The 15,575-nt window shown below is 71.6% G+C and carries 12 protein-coding genes; 4 read left to right on the forward strand and 8 right to left on the reverse strand.

All coding sequences use genetic code 11. From position 1 onward, the window contains the following. Positions 1–100: 100 nt before the first annotated feature. The 4 genes from ACZ4WQ_RS05050 to hrcA all read right to left on the reverse strand — a co-directional run bounded on the left by ACZ4WQ_RS05050 (position 101) and on the right by hrcA (position 4,277). Positions 101–844, reverse strand: coding sequence for a 16S rRNA (uracil(1498)-N(3))-methyltransferase (locus ACZ4WQ_RS05050; RefSeq protein ID WP_352128502.1), 744 nt, complete (start codon positions 842–844; stop codon positions 101–103). Continuing rightward, entirely contained in the window at positions 841–1,932 is a 1,092-nt protein-coding gene (locus ACZ4WQ_RS05055) for a nitronate monooxygenase (protein WP_385341939.1), read from the reverse strand. The genes ACZ4WQ_RS05050 and ACZ4WQ_RS05055 overlap by 4 nt, the downstream gene beginning before the upstream one ends. 188 nt (positions 1,933–2,120) lie before the next feature. Beyond that, positions 2,121–3,260 carry a molecular chaperone DnaJ gene (gene dnaJ / locus ACZ4WQ_RS05060; RefSeq protein ID WP_311722491.1) on the reverse strand — a complete coding sequence of 380 codons (1,140 nt, stop codon included), beginning with the start codon at positions 3,258–3,260 and terminating at the stop codon, positions 2,121–2,123. Continuing rightward, positions 3,261–4,277 (reverse strand): heat-inducible transcriptional repressor HrcA, encoded by a 1,017-nt coding sequence (gene hrcA / locus ACZ4WQ_RS05065; RefSeq protein ID WP_311722921.1) that lies wholly within the window; start codon positions 4,275–4,277, stop codon positions 3,261–3,263. Positions 4,278–4,424: 147 nt separating this feature from the next. Between hrcA and ACZ4WQ_RS05070 the strand changes: the two genes are divergently transcribed. Further along, a complete protein-coding gene (locus tag ACZ4WQ_RS05070; RefSeq protein WP_311722489.1) occupies positions 4,425–5,159 on the forward strand; it encodes an MBL fold metallo-hydrolase in 735 nt (244 codons plus the stop codon). A 30-nt stretch (positions 5,160–5,189) separates the two neighbouring features. Beyond that, positions 5,190–6,020 (forward strand): DUF3097 domain-containing protein, encoded by an 831-nt coding sequence (locus tag ACZ4WQ_RS05075; protein WP_311722488.1) that lies wholly within the window; start codon positions 5,190–5,192, stop codon positions 6,018–6,020. 30 nt (positions 6,021–6,050) lie between these two features. Here the strand turns inward: ACZ4WQ_RS05075 and hemW are convergent, their stop codons facing one another. The 4 genes from hemW to lepA all read right to left on the reverse strand — a co-directional run bounded on the left by hemW (position 6,051) and on the right by lepA (position 13,799). After that, positions 6,051–7,283, reverse strand: coding sequence for a radical SAM family heme chaperone HemW (gene hemW, locus ACZ4WQ_RS05080; protein ID WP_311722487.1), 1,233 nt, complete (start codon positions 7,281–7,283; stop codon positions 6,051–6,053). Positions 7,284–7,482: 199 nt separating this feature from the next. Next, positions 7,483–9,615 carry a SpoIIE family protein phosphatase gene (locus ACZ4WQ_RS05085; protein WP_398369402.1) on the reverse strand — a complete coding sequence of 711 codons (2,133 nt, stop codon included), beginning with the start codon at positions 9,613–9,615 and terminating at the stop codon, positions 7,483–7,485. A 203-nt stretch (positions 9,616–9,818) separates the two neighbouring features. After that, complete coding sequence (locus tag ACZ4WQ_RS05090) at positions 9,819–11,708, reverse strand: AMP-dependent synthetase/ligase (RefSeq protein ID WP_361182655.1); 1,890 nt, start codon at positions 11,706–11,708, stop codon at positions 9,819–9,821. Positions 11,709–11,933: 225 nt separating this feature from the next. Then, positions 11,934–13,799 carry a translation elongation factor 4 gene (lepA, locus tag ACZ4WQ_RS05095; protein WP_311722484.1) on the reverse strand — a complete coding sequence of 622 codons (1,866 nt, stop codon included), beginning with the start codon at positions 13,797–13,799 and terminating at the stop codon, positions 11,934–11,936. A 239-nt stretch (positions 13,800–14,038) separates the two neighbouring features. Here lepA and rpsT point away from each other — a divergent pair, with 239 nt between their 5' ends. Both rpsT and ACZ4WQ_RS05105 read left to right on the forward strand, forming a co-directional pair. Next, positions 14,039–14,305, forward strand: coding sequence for a 30S ribosomal protein S20 (rpsT, locus tag ACZ4WQ_RS05100; RefSeq protein ID WP_311722483.1), 267 nt, complete (start codon positions 14,039–14,041; stop codon positions 14,303–14,305). A gap of 242 nt (positions 14,306–14,547) precedes the next feature. Beyond that, a complete protein-coding gene (locus tag ACZ4WQ_RS05105; RefSeq protein WP_385341928.1) occupies positions 14,548–15,537 on the forward strand; it encodes a hypothetical protein in 990 nt (329 codons plus the stop codon). Positions 15,538–15,575: the final 38 nt, after the last annotated feature.

The following is a 15,575-nucleotide window of genomic DNA, read 5'->3' on the forward strand; positions in this document are numbered from 1 at the left end:
AAGGTTCCCACCGGGGCGGGGTGAACCGGAAGTGCACACTCGGCCACATGATCCGCCGAGCGGCCGGGGCGGAAGAGGCGGGCGGTGCGGCGGGGCGGCCTCAGCTCCAGCGGCCCGTACGGCCCAGCAGCAGCGCGACCGCCGCCGTCCCGGCCGTGGAGGTGCGCAGCACGGTCGGCCCCAGGCGGTACGGGCGCGCGCCCGCCTCGGCGAAGGCCGCCAACTCCTCGGGAGACACGCCCCCTTCCGGGCCGACCACGAGCACCACGCTTCCCTCGCCGGGCAGCGGCGCGGTCGCGAGCGGCTCGGCGCCCTCCTCATGGAGCACGGCCGCGAAGTCGGATTCGGCCAGAAGACGGGCAACCTGGCGGGTCGTCATCGCGTCCGCCACCTCGGGGAAGACGAGCCGGCGCGACTGCTTGCCCGCCTCCCGGGCCGTCGACCGCCACTTGCCCAGCGCCTTCAGGCCGCGCTCGCCCTTCCACTGGGTGACACAACGCGCCGCCGCCCAGGGCACGATGGCGTCCACGCCGGTCTCCGTCATGGTCTCCACGGCCAGTTCGCCGCGGTCGCCCTTCGGCAGCGCCTGGACCACGGTGATCCGCGGGCTCGGCGGCGCCTCATGGCGCACCTCGGCCACCTCGACCACCAGCCGGTCCTTGCCCTCGACGGCCGCCACGGCGCCGAAGGCTCCCGTACCGGCCCCGTCCGTCAGCACCACCGGCTCGCCGACGCGCAGCCGGCGCACCGACACGGCGTGGCGCCCCTCCGGCCCTTCGAGCGCCAGCCGCGCCCCCACGGCCGCCCCCGCCAGGGAGTCGGCCACGAAGACGGGAGCGGTCATGACACGGTCCCCTTGTCCAAGGCGATGCCCAACCCCTCACGCGCCGCGTCCAGTTCGACCGTCAGCACATCCACCAGCCGCGCGGCGGGCAGCTCCCGGGCCAGCCGGTGCCCCTGCCCCGCCCACAGCGCCATGCCCTGCGGGTCGCCGGCCTTCGCCGCCGCCTTCCGCAGCCCCGAGGTGAGGTGGTGCACCTGGGGGTAGGCGGCCGGGGCGTAGCGGCCGTGCTCGCGCATGAAGCGGTTGACCAGCCCGCGCGCGGGACGCCCGGAGAAGGCCCGGGTCAGCTCGGTGCGGCCGAACACCGGGTCGGTCATGGCCCGCTTGTGCAGGGCGTTGGCCCCCGACTCGGGGCAGACCAGGAACGCGGTCCCCAGCTGGGCCGCGACCGCGCCGGCGGCCAGCACCCCGGCGATCTGCGAGCCGCGCATCAGCCCGCCCGCCGCGATGACGGGGATCTGTACGACCTCCCGGACGAGCGCGAGCAGCGACAGCAGCCCGAGCCCGGCGCCCGTGCCGTCGGCGCGCGGATCGTCGCGGTGTGTGCCCTGGTGGCCGCCCGCCTCCACGCCCTGGACGCACACGGCGTCCGCGCCCGCCCACTGCGCGGCCTGCGCCTCGGCGGGCGAGGTCACGGTCACGACCGTCCGCGTGCCGGCCCTGCCGAAGGCGTCGAGGACGGCGCGGGTGGGGCAGCCGAAGGTGAACGAGACGACCGGGACCGGGTCGTCGAGCAGAACGGCCAGCTTGGCGTCGTACGCGTCGTCGGAGCCCGCGTCGGGGTCGCCCAGCGGGGTGTCGTACCAGGCCGCCTCCCCGGCGAGCTGCTCGCGGTAGACCGCGACGGCGGCGGGGTCGGCGGTGAGGGGCTGCGGCATGAACAGGTTCACGCCGAAGGGCCGGGCGGTCTGCCCCCGCAGCTGTTTGATCTCCTCGTACATCGCCTCCGGCGTCTTGTAACCGGCGGCGAGGAACCCGAGGCCGCCGGCCTCGGAAACGGCGGCGGCCAGCTGCGGGCAGGAGGCCCCGCCCGCCATCGGGGCCTGCACGATCGGGTACCGAAAGAGATCGGTCAGCGCGGACGACATGACAACATCGTGTCATGTCCTCCGCACCGATCTGTACTCGGCTCAGGGCCCGTTGGACGGACCGCGTCCCCGAGGGGCTCCGGGCGCTTACCGTCCGTTGAACGCGTCCTTCAAGCGCGAGAACAGCCCCTGCTGTCCTGGCTTACCGCATCCCCCGGGGGCCACCCCCCGGACCCCCGGCCGGACGCCTACCGTCCGTTGAACGCATCCTTAAGGCGCGAGAACAGCCCCTGCTGTCCTGGCTTGAATTCGCCTAGCGGCCGCTCCTCGCCCCGCAGCTTGGCCAGCCGCCGCAGCAGCTCCTCCTGCTCCGGGTCGAGCTTGGACGGGGTCTGGACCTCGACGTGGACGATCAGGTCGCCCCGGCCGCCGCCGCGCAGGTGGGTGATGCCGCGCTGGTGGAGCGGGATCGACTGGCCGGACTGGGTGCCGGGCCGGATGTCGACCTCCTCCAGGCCGTCGAGCGTCTCCAGGGGCACCTTGGTGCCCAGGGACGCCGCCGTCATGGGGATGGTCACCGTGCAGTGCAGATCGTCGCCGCGGCGCTGGAAGACCGGGTGCGGCAGCTCGTGGATCTCCACATACAGATCGCCCGCCGGGCCGCCGCCCGGGCCGACCTCGCCCTCGCCCGCGAGCTGGATCCGGGTGCCGTTGTCCACACCGGCCGGGATCTTCACCGTCAGCGTCCGCCGCGAGCGGATCCGCCCGTCGCCCGCGCACTCCGGGCACGGGGTCGGCACCACGGTGCCGAAGCCCTGGCACTGCGGGCACGGCCGGGAGGTCATGACCTGGCCGAGGAAGGACCGCGTCACCTGGGACACCTCGCCGCGGCCGCGGCACATGTCACAGGTCTGCGCCGTGGTGCCGGGCGCCGCGCCCTCGCCGCTGCACGTCGTACAGACGACCGCGGTGTCGACCTGGATGTCCTTGGTGGTCCCGAAGGCCGCCTCGTTCAGCTCCACATCGAGGCGGATCATGGCGTCCTGGCCGCGCCGGGTCCTGGACCGCGGGCCGCGCTGCGAGGCGGTGCCGAAGAACGCGTCCATGATGTCGGAGAAGTTTCCGAAGCCCGCGCCGAAGCCGCCCGCGCCGCCCCCGGCGCCGCCCGAGGCGGAAAGCGGGTCGCCGCCCAGGTCGTAGACCTGCTTCTTCTGGGGATCGGACAAGACCTCGTAGGCGGCGTTGATCTCCTTGAACCGCTCTTGGGTCTTGGGATCCGGATTCACGTCCGGGTGCAGCTCGCGAGCGAGCCGGCGGAATGCCTTCTTGATCTCGTCCTGCGAGGCATCACGCCGCACGCCCAGGACTGCGTAGTAGTCCGTCGCCACTTACGACTCCGCCAGGATCTGTCCGACGTAACGTGCCACTGCGCGTACCGCTCCCATCGTTCCGGGGTAGTCCATGCGGGTCGGTCCGACCACGCCGAGTTTGGCGACCGCCTCGTCGCCCGAACCGTAGCCGACCGCCACGACCGAAGTGGAATTCAGGCCCTCGTGAGCATTCTCATGCCCGATCCGTACGGTCATACCCGAGTCCTTCGCCTCGCCGAGCAGCTTGAGCAGGACGACCTGCTCCTCCAGCGCTTCCAGCACGGGCCGGATCGTCAGGGGGAAATCATGGCCGAAGCGGGTGAGATTGGCGGTGCCGCCGATCATCAGCCGCTCCTCGGTCTCTTCGACCAGCGTCTCCAGCAGCGTGGCCAGGACCGTCGAGACGGTCCCCCGGTCCTCCTGTTCGAAGGACTCGGGCAGGTCCTGCACCAGCCGCGGCACATCCGAGAACCGCCGGCCCACGACCCTGCTGTTCAGCCGGGCCCGCAGGTCCGCGAGCGACTCCTCGCTCACGGGCGCCGGGCAGTCCACCATGCGCTGCTCGACCCGCCCGGTGTCGGTGATCAGAACCAGCATCACCCGCGCCGGGCTCATCGACAGCAGCTCGACATGGCGGACCGTCGAGCGGGTCAGCGACGGGTACTGCACCACCGCGACCTGCCGGGTCAGCTGCGCGAGCAGCCGGACCGTGCGCCCCACCACGTCGTCGAGGTCCACGGCACCGTCCAGGAAGTTCTGGATGGCCCGCCGCTCCGGCGTGGACAGGGGCTTCACTCCTGCCAGCTTGTCGACGAACAGCCGATAGCCCTTGTCCGTGGGAATGCGCCCGGCGCTCGTATGCGGCTGGGCGATATAGCCCTCGTCCTCCAGAGCCGCCATGTCGTTGCGCACCGTGGCCGGGGAGACGCCCAGCCGGTGCCGCTCCGTGAGGGCCTTGGAGCCGACCGGCTCCTCCGTCCCCACATAGTCCTGGACGATCGCACGCAGTACCTCGAGTCTGCGTTCGCTGAGCACCGCGCACCTCCAGTCCAGCCGTCTCATCAGGTGTTCCCCCTGGCACTCAATGGTCACGAGTGCCAGAACCCTCAGCCAGTGTACGGCGGGGTGCCGTGGCGGGGGCAAGAGCCGACGCTTTGCCACCGCTGGAGCTAGCGTCTCCGTATGGACACCCGTTGGGAAGAGGCGCGCTGGGAACATCTCACGCCGTCCGTGGTCCGGTGCCGCCTGCCCGGCTGGGACGCGACGGTCGGCGCGATCGCCGGGCGGACCGGCGTCCTGGTTGTCGACACCGGCGCCGACCTCGCCGAGGGCGCCTGGGTGCGCCGCGAGATCACTCGCCTCTTCGGCCGCCGCCCCACCCATATCGCCCTCACCCACCCCCACTTCGACCATGTCCTCGGCACCGCCGCCTTCGCGGGCTGCCAGGTGTACGGGGCCGCCGGGCTCGACGAACTGCTGCGCCGCGAGGGGGACGTGCTGCGTGACGACGCGGTGCGCCACGGCGCGGACCCCGGGGCCGCCGGGGAGGCCGCCGACCACCTGGTGCGGCCGCACCACGCGGTGTGTGGCGAGCTCACCCTGGACCTGGGCGGCCGGACCGTCCTGCTGGCGAACGTGGGCCCCGGCCATACCGCCCACGACCTGGCCGTGCTCGCCGCCGGGCAGGCCCCGGGCGAGCCCGAGGTGGTCTTCTGCGGGGATCTGGTCGAGGAGTCGGGGGCGCCCCAGGCGGGTGCCGACGCGATCCCGGGCCAGTGGCCCGCCGCGCTGGACCGGCTGCTCGCCCTCGGCGGCGAGGACGCGGTGTACGTCCCGGGGCATGGCGCCGCCGTGGATGCCCGTTTCGTCCGGGCGCAGCGCGCGGAACTCGCGGCTCGTTTCGGCGTGTCCTCCTGACGGCGGCGCTGCGGCGCTAGGGTCACTCGGGTGCGACAGTACGACCCGGACCTGACCCCGCCCTGGAAGCGCCAGGCCCCCGCGCCCGAGGTGCCCGCCGACCCCGATCTGGTCGTCGAGGAGGTCACCACCGGGTTCTGCGGTGCCGTGATCCGCTGCGAGAAGACCGCGGAGGGCGCCACGGTGACTCTGGAGGACCGCTTCGGCAAACATCGGGTCTTCCCCATGGAGCCGCGCGGCTTCCTCCTGGAGGGCCGTGTCGTCACCCTGGTGCGCCCGCGCGCCGCCGCCCCCACGGCCCCGCGCCGCACGGCCTCCGGCTCCATCGCGCTCCCCCAGGCCCGTGCGCGCGTCGCCCGCGCGGGGCGCATTTACGTCGAGGGGCGCCACGACGCGGAACTGGTCGAGCGGGTGTGGGGGGACGATCTGCGCATCGAGGGCGTGGTCGTGGAGTATCTGGAGGGGATCGACGATCTGCCCGCCATCGTCCGCGAGTTCTCCCCCGGCCCCGACGCCCGCCTGGGTGTGCTGGTCGACCATCTGGTCCCGGGCACGAAGGAGTCCCGTATCGCGGCCGAGGTCACCGGCGAGCACGTCCTGGTCGTCGGGCACCCCTACATCGACGTGTGGGAGGCCGTGAAGCCCTCCTCGGTGGGCATCCCCGCCTGGCCGACGGTGCCGCGCGGCCAGGACTGGAAGACGGGCGTCTGCCGGGCGCTGGGCTGGCCCGGGAACACGGGGGCCGCGTGGCAGCGGATCCTGTCCTCGGTCCGCTCCTACAGGGATCTGGAGCCGGCGCTGCTGGGGCGGGTGGAGGAGCTGATCGACCATGTGACCGTGGGCGGTCCGGCCGGGCCGTAGGCCGCGGCACTGGGTTGGCTGATCGATCGGTCAGTCGACGAGATCGCGCACCACCGCGTCGGCCAGCAGCCGCCCGCGCAGGGTGAGCACCGCCCGGCCCTCGCCGTACGGCTCCGGCGCCAGCAGCCCGTCGGCCATGGCCTTCGCCGCCGCGGCGGCGCCCGCCGGGGCCAGCAGGTCCAGCGGGCAGCCCTCCGCGAGCCGCAGCTCCAGCAGGATCCGCTCCACCCGGCGCTCCTCGTCGGTCAGCACCTCGCGGCCCGCCCCGGGGGACCTGCCCTCGCTCAGCGCCTGCGCGTACGCACCGGGGTGCTTCACGTTCCACCACCGCACACCGCCCACATGGCTGTGCGCGCCGGGGCCCGCGCCCCACCAGTCCGCGCCACGCCAGTACAGCTCGTTGTGGCGGCACCGGCCGGCCTCTGACGTGGCCCAGTTCGAAACCTCGTACCAGCGGAATCCGGCCGCCGACAGCGTCTCCTCCGCGATCAGGTAGCGGTCCGCGTGCACATCGTCGTCGGTCATCGGAACCTCGCCGCGCCGGATCCGCCGGGCGAGCTGGGTGCCCTCCTCGACGATCAGCGCGTACGCCGACACATGGTCGGGCCCGGCGCCCAGCGCGGCCTCCAGGGAAGCGCGCCAGTCCTCGTCGCTCTCCCCCGGCGTGCCGTAGATCAGGTCCAGGTTCACATGGTCGAACCCGGCCGCCCGCGCCTCGGCCACGCAGGCCTCCGGGCGGCCCGGGGTGTGGGTGCGGTCCAGCACCCGCAGCACATGCTGCCGGGCGCTCTGCATCCCGAACGACACCCGGTTGAACCCGGCCGCCCGCAGCTCCTCCAGATACCGCGGGTCGACCGACTCCGGGTTGGCCTCGGTGGTGACCTCTGCGCCCTCCGCGAGCCCGAACTCGTCCCGGATGGCGCCGAGCATCCGCCCGAGGTCGGCGGCCGCCAGCAGGGTCGGCGTGCCGCCCCCGACGAACACGGTCTCGACCGGCCGGGAGTCGTCCCCCAGCACCTTGCGCGCGAGCCGCACCTCTTCGACGACCATGTCGGCGTAGTTGTCGCGCGAGGCGAGCACGCCGCCGGATCCGCGCAGCTCGGTGGCGGTGTATGTGTTGAAGTCGCAGTAACCGCAGCGGGTCGCGCAGTAGGGCACATGCAGATAGAACCCGAGCGGCCGCCCCGCCGCCCCGGACAGGGCGCTCGCGGGCAGCGCGCCGTCCTCGGGCATGGGCTCGCCATCGGGCAGTACGGAAGGCATGCCCCCCATTGTCCGCCATCGGCACAGCACCCCGGGCGCCCAGGGCCTGTCCGGCGGATCTTGACGCCTGCGGCGGCCACGCTGCGGAGCAGCAGATCGACGCCCCCGCCCCTTGGCCCCAGGCCTGAGGCCGGGCCCCGCGCGGCCGACAGGGACCGGGTAGGGGTGGGGGAGCTGTCCTGACCGCCCAGGCGCCGCCCTACCGCGACCGCAGGACCAGCATCGCCAGATCGTCGTCCGGCGGCTCGACGGCGAACGCGTGCACCGCCCCGCGGATCCGCTCCGCCACGTCCTGCGCGTCCAGCCCCACGCAGTCCCCGAGCAGCGACGCCAGCCCGTCCCCGTCGTCGAACTGCCGGGCGCCCGATCGGTGCTCCGTGACCCCGTCCGTCACGCACACCAGCGTCTCCCCGGGCGCCAGCTCGAAGGTCTCGCTCTCGTACGTGACGTCGTCCACGACGCCCAGCAGGATCTGCGGCTCGGCGACGGTGCGCACCGACCCGTCGGGCCGGAGCACCAGGGGCAGCGGATGCCCCGCGCTGGCGAGCGTGCAGCGGATGCCGTCGTCGCCGTCCTCGCCCAGCGGCACCAGCTCCCCGTACAGCAGCGACAGGAACCGCGACGCGCCGCCGCCCACGGTCAGCCCCACGCCCGCGGCCACCGCCTCCGCCGCGCCCTCGACGGCGACCTCGACGGCCTCCTCGCCGAGCATCCGGTTGATCCGCTCCAGGACCTCCCCGACGCCGTACCCCTCGCGCGCCAGCAGCCGCAGCCAGGGGCGTACGAGCCCGGTCACCACGGCCGCCTCCGGGCCGTTGCCGCACACGTCGCCCAGCACGAAGACCCAGCGGCCGTTGCCCGCCGGGAAGATGTCGTAGAAGTCGCCTCCGGCGGATGTGCCGCCGGTCGGCTCGTACACCACCGCGGACTCCACGCCCGGGATCTTCGCGATACGGGAGGGCAGCAGCCCACGCTGGAGCACCCGGCTGATGGTCGCCTGCCGCGTGTACTGGCGGGCGGACGCGAGCGCCAGCGCGACCCGGCGGGAGAAGTCCTCGACCAGGCCGGCCACCTCGCCCGGCACCCGCATCAGCCCGGCCCGGCCGAGCAGCAGTGTGCCGACGGCGCGCCCGCCCGCGATCAGGCGGCAGGCCAGGGCCGCGCCGCCGGGCCCGTACGCGGCGGGGTCGCTGGGCCACGGCCAGGGCACGGCCCGGCCCCGCGCGGTGGCGGGCAGCTCCGGCGGCTCCTTTTCGAGCAGCTGGCGGAGGGTTTCGAGCCGGGTCTCGCTCGCGTGCCACACCTGGGCGAGCCGCGGCGGGCCGCCTTCCGTGTCGAGCCACACCGCGCTCCAGTCGGCGAACCGCGGCACGAGCAGCTGGGCGGCCAGCGAGGTCACCATGTCCTCGTCGAACTGCCCGGTCAGCAGGTCGGACGTCTCCGCGAGGAAGGACAGCGCGCCCTCCCGGGTCCAGTCGGCGTCGGAAGGGCGGACGCCGGCGCGTCTGGGGGCGGGGGCGAGGAGTTCGACGGCATACGCGTCGTCCTCGGCGCAACTGTCTTTGAGGGAGCCGTCTTTGAGGGAGCCGTCCGGGGAGTCGCCCTTGAGGGAATCCGCCGCGGAGTCCCTGGGCGCCTCGCCCGAATTGGCGGGAAGCGGATCACCCGATGAGGTGATGGCCTCGACCGCGGTGACGGGCAGCTGGAACCACACCGTCTTGCTTGCCCGGCGATAGGCCGTGCCCCAGCACTCGGCGAGTTCGGCGACCAGCCGCAGCCCGTGCCCGGCGCACCCAGGGTCGTCGTTCGCGTCGGGCGCCTCGCCGCGCAGAAAACGGGTGGGGTGATGGTCGGTCACCTCGACGACCACGGAGGGCTCTTCCCCGTCTCCCGTTAACACATCCAGCGCACAGCTCACCTCGACCGCCGTCCCGGCGTGCACCACGGCATTGGTGACCAGCTCGCTCACCAGCAGCACGACCTCGTCCGCGACCTGGTCGGGAATCCGGCCGACGGCGGGGAAGTCGAGCGCGCTCCAGTCGGCGAGGGCCGCACGGGCGAACCGGCGCGCGGCGGAGGCCGCCAGGGGATTGCCGGGCAGGCTGGTGCGCGCGGCGGCGATCCGGGCGGCCGGCGCGGTGCCGGGCACGGCCCCGAGCGCCCGCCCGTACCCGGATCCGGGCCGGGGGCGGGGCACTGCGCCCGGCACCGCCCCCGGCGCCGGATCAGGTGTGACAGAAGCAGGTGTGGCAGAAGAAGACGTCCCCACTGTGCGGCTCCTGAGCAGTCCCGGCGTAGCGCCGTAGTCCGACACCGACAGGGTGACAGACATGCCGCCCTCATATGCGCCGAGTTACGCAAGTGAGCCGCGATGAGGGGAAAAATCAGGTGAACACTGTGCCGGAGCTGCAACGCTTGTGCGGATCGTACGCCTCGTACGCCCCACGGGCCCCGCACGGTTCCCCCCGCCCGGGGCGCCCGGCGCGCAGGAACGCCCGGGCGTCCCGCGCGACCGCTCACACGCCCCGCGGGTGCTCAGGCCTCCCGCGCGCCGGTGTACATGTCCTCCAGAAGCTCCTTGTACTCCCGCTCGACGACCGGCCGCTTCAGCTTCAGGCTCGGCGTCAGCTCACCGTGCTCGACGTCCAGATCGCGCGGCAGCAGCCGGAACTTCTTGATCGTCTGCCAGCGCTGGAGCCCCGCGTTGAGCCGCCCCACATAGCCCTCGATCAGCTCCCGCACCTCGTCCGTGGCCACCACCTCGGCGTATGTCTTCCCCTGCATACCGTGCTCCTGCGCCCAGCCCATGATCGTCGGCTCGTCGAGGGAGATCAGCGCGGTGCAGTAGTTGCGGTCCGCGCCGTGCACCAGGATGTTGGAGACGAACGGGCACACCGCCTTGAACTGGCCCTCGACCTCGGCCGGCGCGACATACTTCCCGCCCGAGGTCTTGATCAGGTCCTTCTTCCGGTCGGTGATGGTCAGATAGCCGTCGGGCGAGAGCTCGCCGATGTCGCCGGTGTGGAACCAGCCGTCGGACTCCAGCACCTGCTCGGTCAGCTCCGGCAGCCCGTGGTAGCCCTGCATGATGGAGGGGCCGCGCATCAGGATCTCGCCGTCCTCGGCCACCCGCACCTCCAGGCCCGCGAACGCCTTGCCCACCGTGCCGGTGCGGTACTCCACCGGGTTCAGGAAGCCCGGGCCGCTGGTCTCGGTGAGGCCGTAGCCCTCCAGGATGTTGATACCGGCGCCGGCGAAGAAGTAGCCGATGTCGGGAGCGAGCGCGGCCGCGCCGGACACCGCGGCCCGCAGCCGCCCGCCGAACGCCTCGCGCAGCTTGGCGTAGACCAGCTTGTCGGCGACGGCGTGCTTGGCCTTGAGGCTCATGGGCACGGAGGCCGTGCCGGTGCGGCGGAAGTTGTCCTGGGAGGTCTTGGCGTACTCCCGGGCGACCTCGGCCGCCCACTGGAAGATCTTGTACTTGGCGCCGCCGCCCGCGCGGGCCCGCTGCGCCACGCCGTTGTAGACCTTCTCGAAGATCCGCGGCACGGCGCACATGTAGGTGGGCCTGACCACCGGCAGGTTCTCGATGATCTTGTCCTGCCGGCCGTCCACGGCCGTGGTGTGTCCGATGTACACCTGCCCGGCCGTCAGCACCTTGCCGAACACATGCGACAGCGGCAGCCACAGGTACTGCACATCGTCGGCGAAGAGGATGCCGTCGAGATTGCCGATCACGATGGCCATGTACGACCAGGTGTCATGCGCCAGACGTACGCCCTTGGGGCGCCCGGTGGTGCCCGAGGTGTAGATGAGCGTGGCCAGCTGATCGGCGCGGAGCGCGTCCATCCGCTCCCGCACCGCGTCCGGGTGGTCGTCGAGGTAGGCCGTGCCGCGCTTCTCCAGTTCGGCGAGCGAGAGCACCCAGCCCTCGGGGTCGCCCTCGGCCGGGGTCGCGTCCTCGGCCTTGATCACCACGACATGGGTCAGGTCGGGAAGGTCCTCGCGCTGCTCCCGCACCTTGGCGAGCTGCGCCGCGTCCTCGGCGATCAGCACCCGGCTGCCGGAGTCGGAGAGGATGAAGGCCGTCTCCTCGGCGTTGGTGTTCGGATAGACCGTGGTGGTCGCCGCGCCCGCGCACAGCACGCCGAGGTCGGTCAGAATCCACTCGATGCGGGTGGAGCAGGCCAGCGCCACCCGCTCCTCGGGGCGGATGCCGAGGTCGATCAGGCCGGCGGCGATGGCGAAGACCCGGTCCGCGGTCTCGCGCCAGGTCAGCGGCTGCCAGTCGTCGGGGCCTTCGCCCGAGGCGGGCGGGACCGGATAGCGGTAGGCCTCGGCGTCCGGCGTCGCCTCGACGCGCTGGAGGAAGTGCGTCGCCAGGGACGGCGGGCGGTTCTCGAGCAAAGTCTGTGTGTCGGTCACGGCATCCTCCGGAGCCCGCCTCAGTGCTTGCCTCGTGCTTATTGACTCGCGAGTAACCTTCGAGCAGTGATCAGGGTAAGGGCCGGAACCGTACCGCGTAAGGGGGCTTCGGCCACCTTGTTGAAACTTCGGAAACGACCTGGCGGAAGCGGTGGGGAAGAAGTCACGGGAGCGGCCAGTGGGTCCGGCGCGCCGAGCGCCGGGCCCACTGTCACCCCCGTCTTCTTACTTCTTCGCCTTCGCCTCGCCCTCGGAGTCGGAGGACAGCACCGCGATGAAGGCCTCCTGCGGGACCTCCACGCTGCCGACCATCTTCATCCGCTTCTTGCCTTCCTTCTGCTTCTCCAGCAGCTTCCGCTTCCGGGAGATGTCACCGCCGTAGCACTTGGCCAGGACGTCCTTGCGGATGGCGCGGACCGTCTCACGGGCGATGACGCGGCTGCCGATGGCGGCCTGGATCGGCACCTCGAAGTTCTGCCTCGGGATCAGCTCGCGCAGCTTGGCGACCAGCCGCACGCCGTACGCGTACGCCTTGTCCTTGTGGGTGATCGCGGAGAAGGCGTCGACCTTGTCTCCGTGCAGCAGGATGTCGACCTTGACCAGGTCGGAGGTCTGCTCGCCGGTGGGCTCGTAGTCGAGCGAGGCATAGCCGCGGGTCTTTGACTTCAGCTGGTCGAAGAAGTCGAAGACCACCTCCGCGAGCGGAAGGGTGTAGCGGATCTCGACCCGGTCCTCGGAGAGGTAGTCCATGCCGAGCATCACACCGCGGCGGTTCTGGCAGAGCTCCATGATCGCGCCGATGAACTCGCTCGGGGCCAGGATGGTGGACCGGACGACCGGCTCATGCACCTTGTCGATCTTGCCCACGGGGAACTCGCTGGGGTTGGTGACCGTGTGCGTGGAGCCGTCCTCCATGTCCACGCGGTAGATCACATTGGGCGCCGTGGCGATCAGGTCGAGACCGAACTCGCGCTCCAGGCGCTCGCGGATGACCTCCAGGTGGAGCAGGCCGAGGAAGCCGACCCGGAAGCCGAAGCCGAGGGCCGCCGAGGTCTCCGGCTCGTAGACCAGTGCGGCGTCGTTGAGCTGAAGCTTGTCCAGGGCCTCGCGCAGCTCCGGGTAGTCCGAGCCGTCCAGCGGATACAGCCCGGAGAAGACCATGGGCTTGGGGTCCTTGTAGCCGCCAAGCGCCTCGGTCGCGCCCTTGCTGAACTGGGTGATCGTGTCGCCGACCTTGGACTGGCGGACGTCCTTCACACCGGTGATCAGATAGCCCACCTCGCCGACGGACAGCCCGTCGGCCGGGGTCATCTCGGGCGAGTTGGTGCCGATCTCGAGCAGCTCGTGGGCGGCGCCGGTGGACATCATCTTGATGCGCTCGCGCTTGCCCAGGGTGCCGTCGACGACCTTGACGTAGGTCACGACGCCACGGTAGGCGTCATAGACCGAGTCGAAGATCATCGCCCGGGCGGGGGCGTCCTTGACGCCCACCGGGGCCGGGACCAGCCGGACCACCTCGTCCAGCAGCTCGGCCACCCCCTCGCCGGTCTTGGCGGAGACCTTGAGCACATCGGAGGGGTCGCAGCCGATGATGTGCGCCAGCTCGGCGGCGTACTTCTCGGGCTGGGCGGCCGGGAGGTCGATCTTGTTGAGGACCGGGATGATCGTGAGGTCGTTCTCCAGCGCCAGATAGAGATTGGCGAGAGTCTGTGCCTCGATGCCCTGGGCCGCGTCGACCAGCAGGACGCAGCCCTCGCAGGCCGCGAGGGAGCGCGAGACCTCGTAGGTGAAGTCCACGTGGCCCGGGGTGTCGATCATGTTGAGGATGTGGGTGGCGCCCGCATCCTGGGTGGGCGCCCAGGGCAGCCGGACCGCCTGGGACTTGATCGTGATACCGCGCTCGCGCTCGATGTCCATGCGGTCGAGGTACTGCGCGCGCATCTGCCGCTGCTCGACCACACCGGTCAGCTGGAGCATCCGGTCGGCGAGCGTCGACTTGCCGTGGTCGATGTGCGCGATGATGCAGAAGTTACGGATGAGAGCCGGGTCGGTACGGCTCGGCTCCGGCACATTGGTAGGGGTCGCGGGCACGCAGGGTCCTGTGTCTAGGCGGGACTCGGTGTTGTCAGTCAGTCCATGGTCCCATGACTGGCGACCGCGTCCGGGTTCGGCGTGGATTCGGCCCCCCGTCCGGTGGCTCCAGGTCGCGGTTTGGGACGCCGACAAGCCTGCTGGTAATCTGGCCGACTGTGTCTCGTGCCCCTCTTCGCGCGCGACACCGGATGCGAAACGAAACAGCGAAATCCAACGAACCTGCGAAGGCTCTTTACGTGGCGAACATCAAGTCCCAGATCAAGCGGAACAAGACGAACGAGAAGGCGCGCCTGCGCAACAAGTCCGTCAAGTCCGAACTGAAGACCGCGATCCGCCGGACCCGCGAGGCCGTCGCCGCCGGTGACGCCGAGAAGGCCACCGCCGCCGCCCGCGTCGCGTCCCGGAAGCTCGACAAGGCCGTCAGCAAGGGCGTCATCCACAAGAACAACGCGGCCAACAAGAAGTCGGCCCTGGCCAACCAGGTCGCCGGCCTCCAGGGCTGACCTCCGGGGCTCTCCTCCCGGGCTCACCCCCGGGGCGGCCGCCCCACCCCGCCGGCACGGACCCAAGCGGTCCCTCTCACCCGCTCCGTCCGGCAGCCGACAGCAACAGCTGCGGCACCGCGCCGCACGCGGCCTGCGTTCGCCACGCGGGTGCGGCGCACTCTGCTTCAACAAGGCCCCACGCTCGCCCTTTCCCCAGGGCAGCGTGGGGCTTTTGGCTGTTAATCGGGTATGTTCACGTCATGTCGATATCGGGGGACACACCCAACCCTTATGGGCAGCCCCAGCAGCCCCAGCCGGCTCAGCCCGGCACGCCGCCGGTCGCGCAGCCGAACCCGTACAGCCAGGGCCCTCAGCAGGCACAGCCGCCTCAGCCGTCGCCGTATCCGTACGCGCAGCCGACGATGCCCGCCATGCCCGCCGTCACCGCGATGCCCCCCGGTCCGCCCGGGCCCCCCGGGGCCGGGGGCTGGTCCACGCCCGAGACCGCGGCCGGTGCCGGATACGGGGCCGGGTACGGCCCGATGGGCGCCCAGCCCCCCATGCCCACGCCTCCCACGGGCTCGGGCGGCGGTGGCGGCAAGGGCTGGCTGTGGGCCCTGGGCGGGGCGGTCGTGGCCTCGGCGGTGTGGGCCGGGGTGGTGTTCTCGACCGGCGGCTTCGGCAGCTCCGAGGAGAAGGCCGACCTCGGGAGCTACCAGTACGCGAGCAATCTGTGCACCTCCAGCGACTTCTCCCCCATCGAGAACGCCTCCTTCAAGGAGAAGACCAGCACCTCCGGGACCAACCCGCAGCACAGCAGCTCGGAGGACCCGGCCATGGACTCGATGACCTGCAACGTCGACTACGAGCCCAGCTCCTCCTCCACCGGTGACTACTCCTCCGCGTGGCTCTACACGACGGCCTATCTGCACCGGAAGACCGACCCGACGCCCGAGTTCAAGGCGACGTACATGTCGTACAAGAACCAGAAGACCTCCACCACCCACTACAAGGTGTCCAAGGTCAGCGGCGTCGGCGACGAGGCGTATGTGGTGGCCCAGGAGTACGAGAGCAGCAGCAACACCAGCGCCTATGTGATCCTCGGCGTGCGCGACGGCTGGATGACGTACCAGACGACGTGGTCGCAGTACGCGTCGAGCTCGTCGGGCACCCCGGTCAAGACCAACACCGAGATCACCGCGATGCTCAAGGCGAGCGCGAAGGGGACGCTGGAGAAGCTCCAGAAATAGCCCCTCCGAGGGCCCTACGGCCCAGGCCCGCCGCCCCC

The sequence above is a fragment of the Streptomyces sp. NPDC028305 genome, assembly GCF_055569495.1.

What these genes read in the sequence shown, in the direction of transcription:
- ACZ4WQ_RS05050 (WP_352128502.1), bottom strand. Translation starts at nt 844, where the DNA reads ATGACCGCTCCCGTCTTCGTGGCCGACTCCCTGGCGGGGGCGGCCGTG.
- ACZ4WQ_RS05055 (WP_385341939.1), bottom strand. Translation starts at nt 1,932, where the DNA reads ATGTCGTCCGCGCTGACCGATCTCTTTCGGTACCCGATCGTGCAGGCC.
- ACZ4WQ_RS05070 (WP_311722489.1), top strand. Translation starts at nt 4,425, where the DNA reads ATGGACACCCGTTGGGAAGAGGCGCGCTGGGAACATCTCACGCCGTCC.
- hemW (WP_311722487.1), bottom strand. Translation starts at nt 7,283, where the DNA reads ATGCCTTCCGTACTGCCCGATGGCGAGCCCATGCCCGAGGACGGCGCG.
- ACZ4WQ_RS05085 (WP_398369402.1), bottom strand. Translation starts at nt 9,615, where the DNA reads ATGTCTGTCACCCTGTCGGTGTCGGACTACGGCGCTACGCCGGGACTG.
- ACZ4WQ_RS05105 (WP_385341928.1), top strand. Translation starts at nt 14,548, where the DNA reads ATGTCGATATCGGGGGACACACCCAACCCTTATGGGCAGCCCCAGCAG.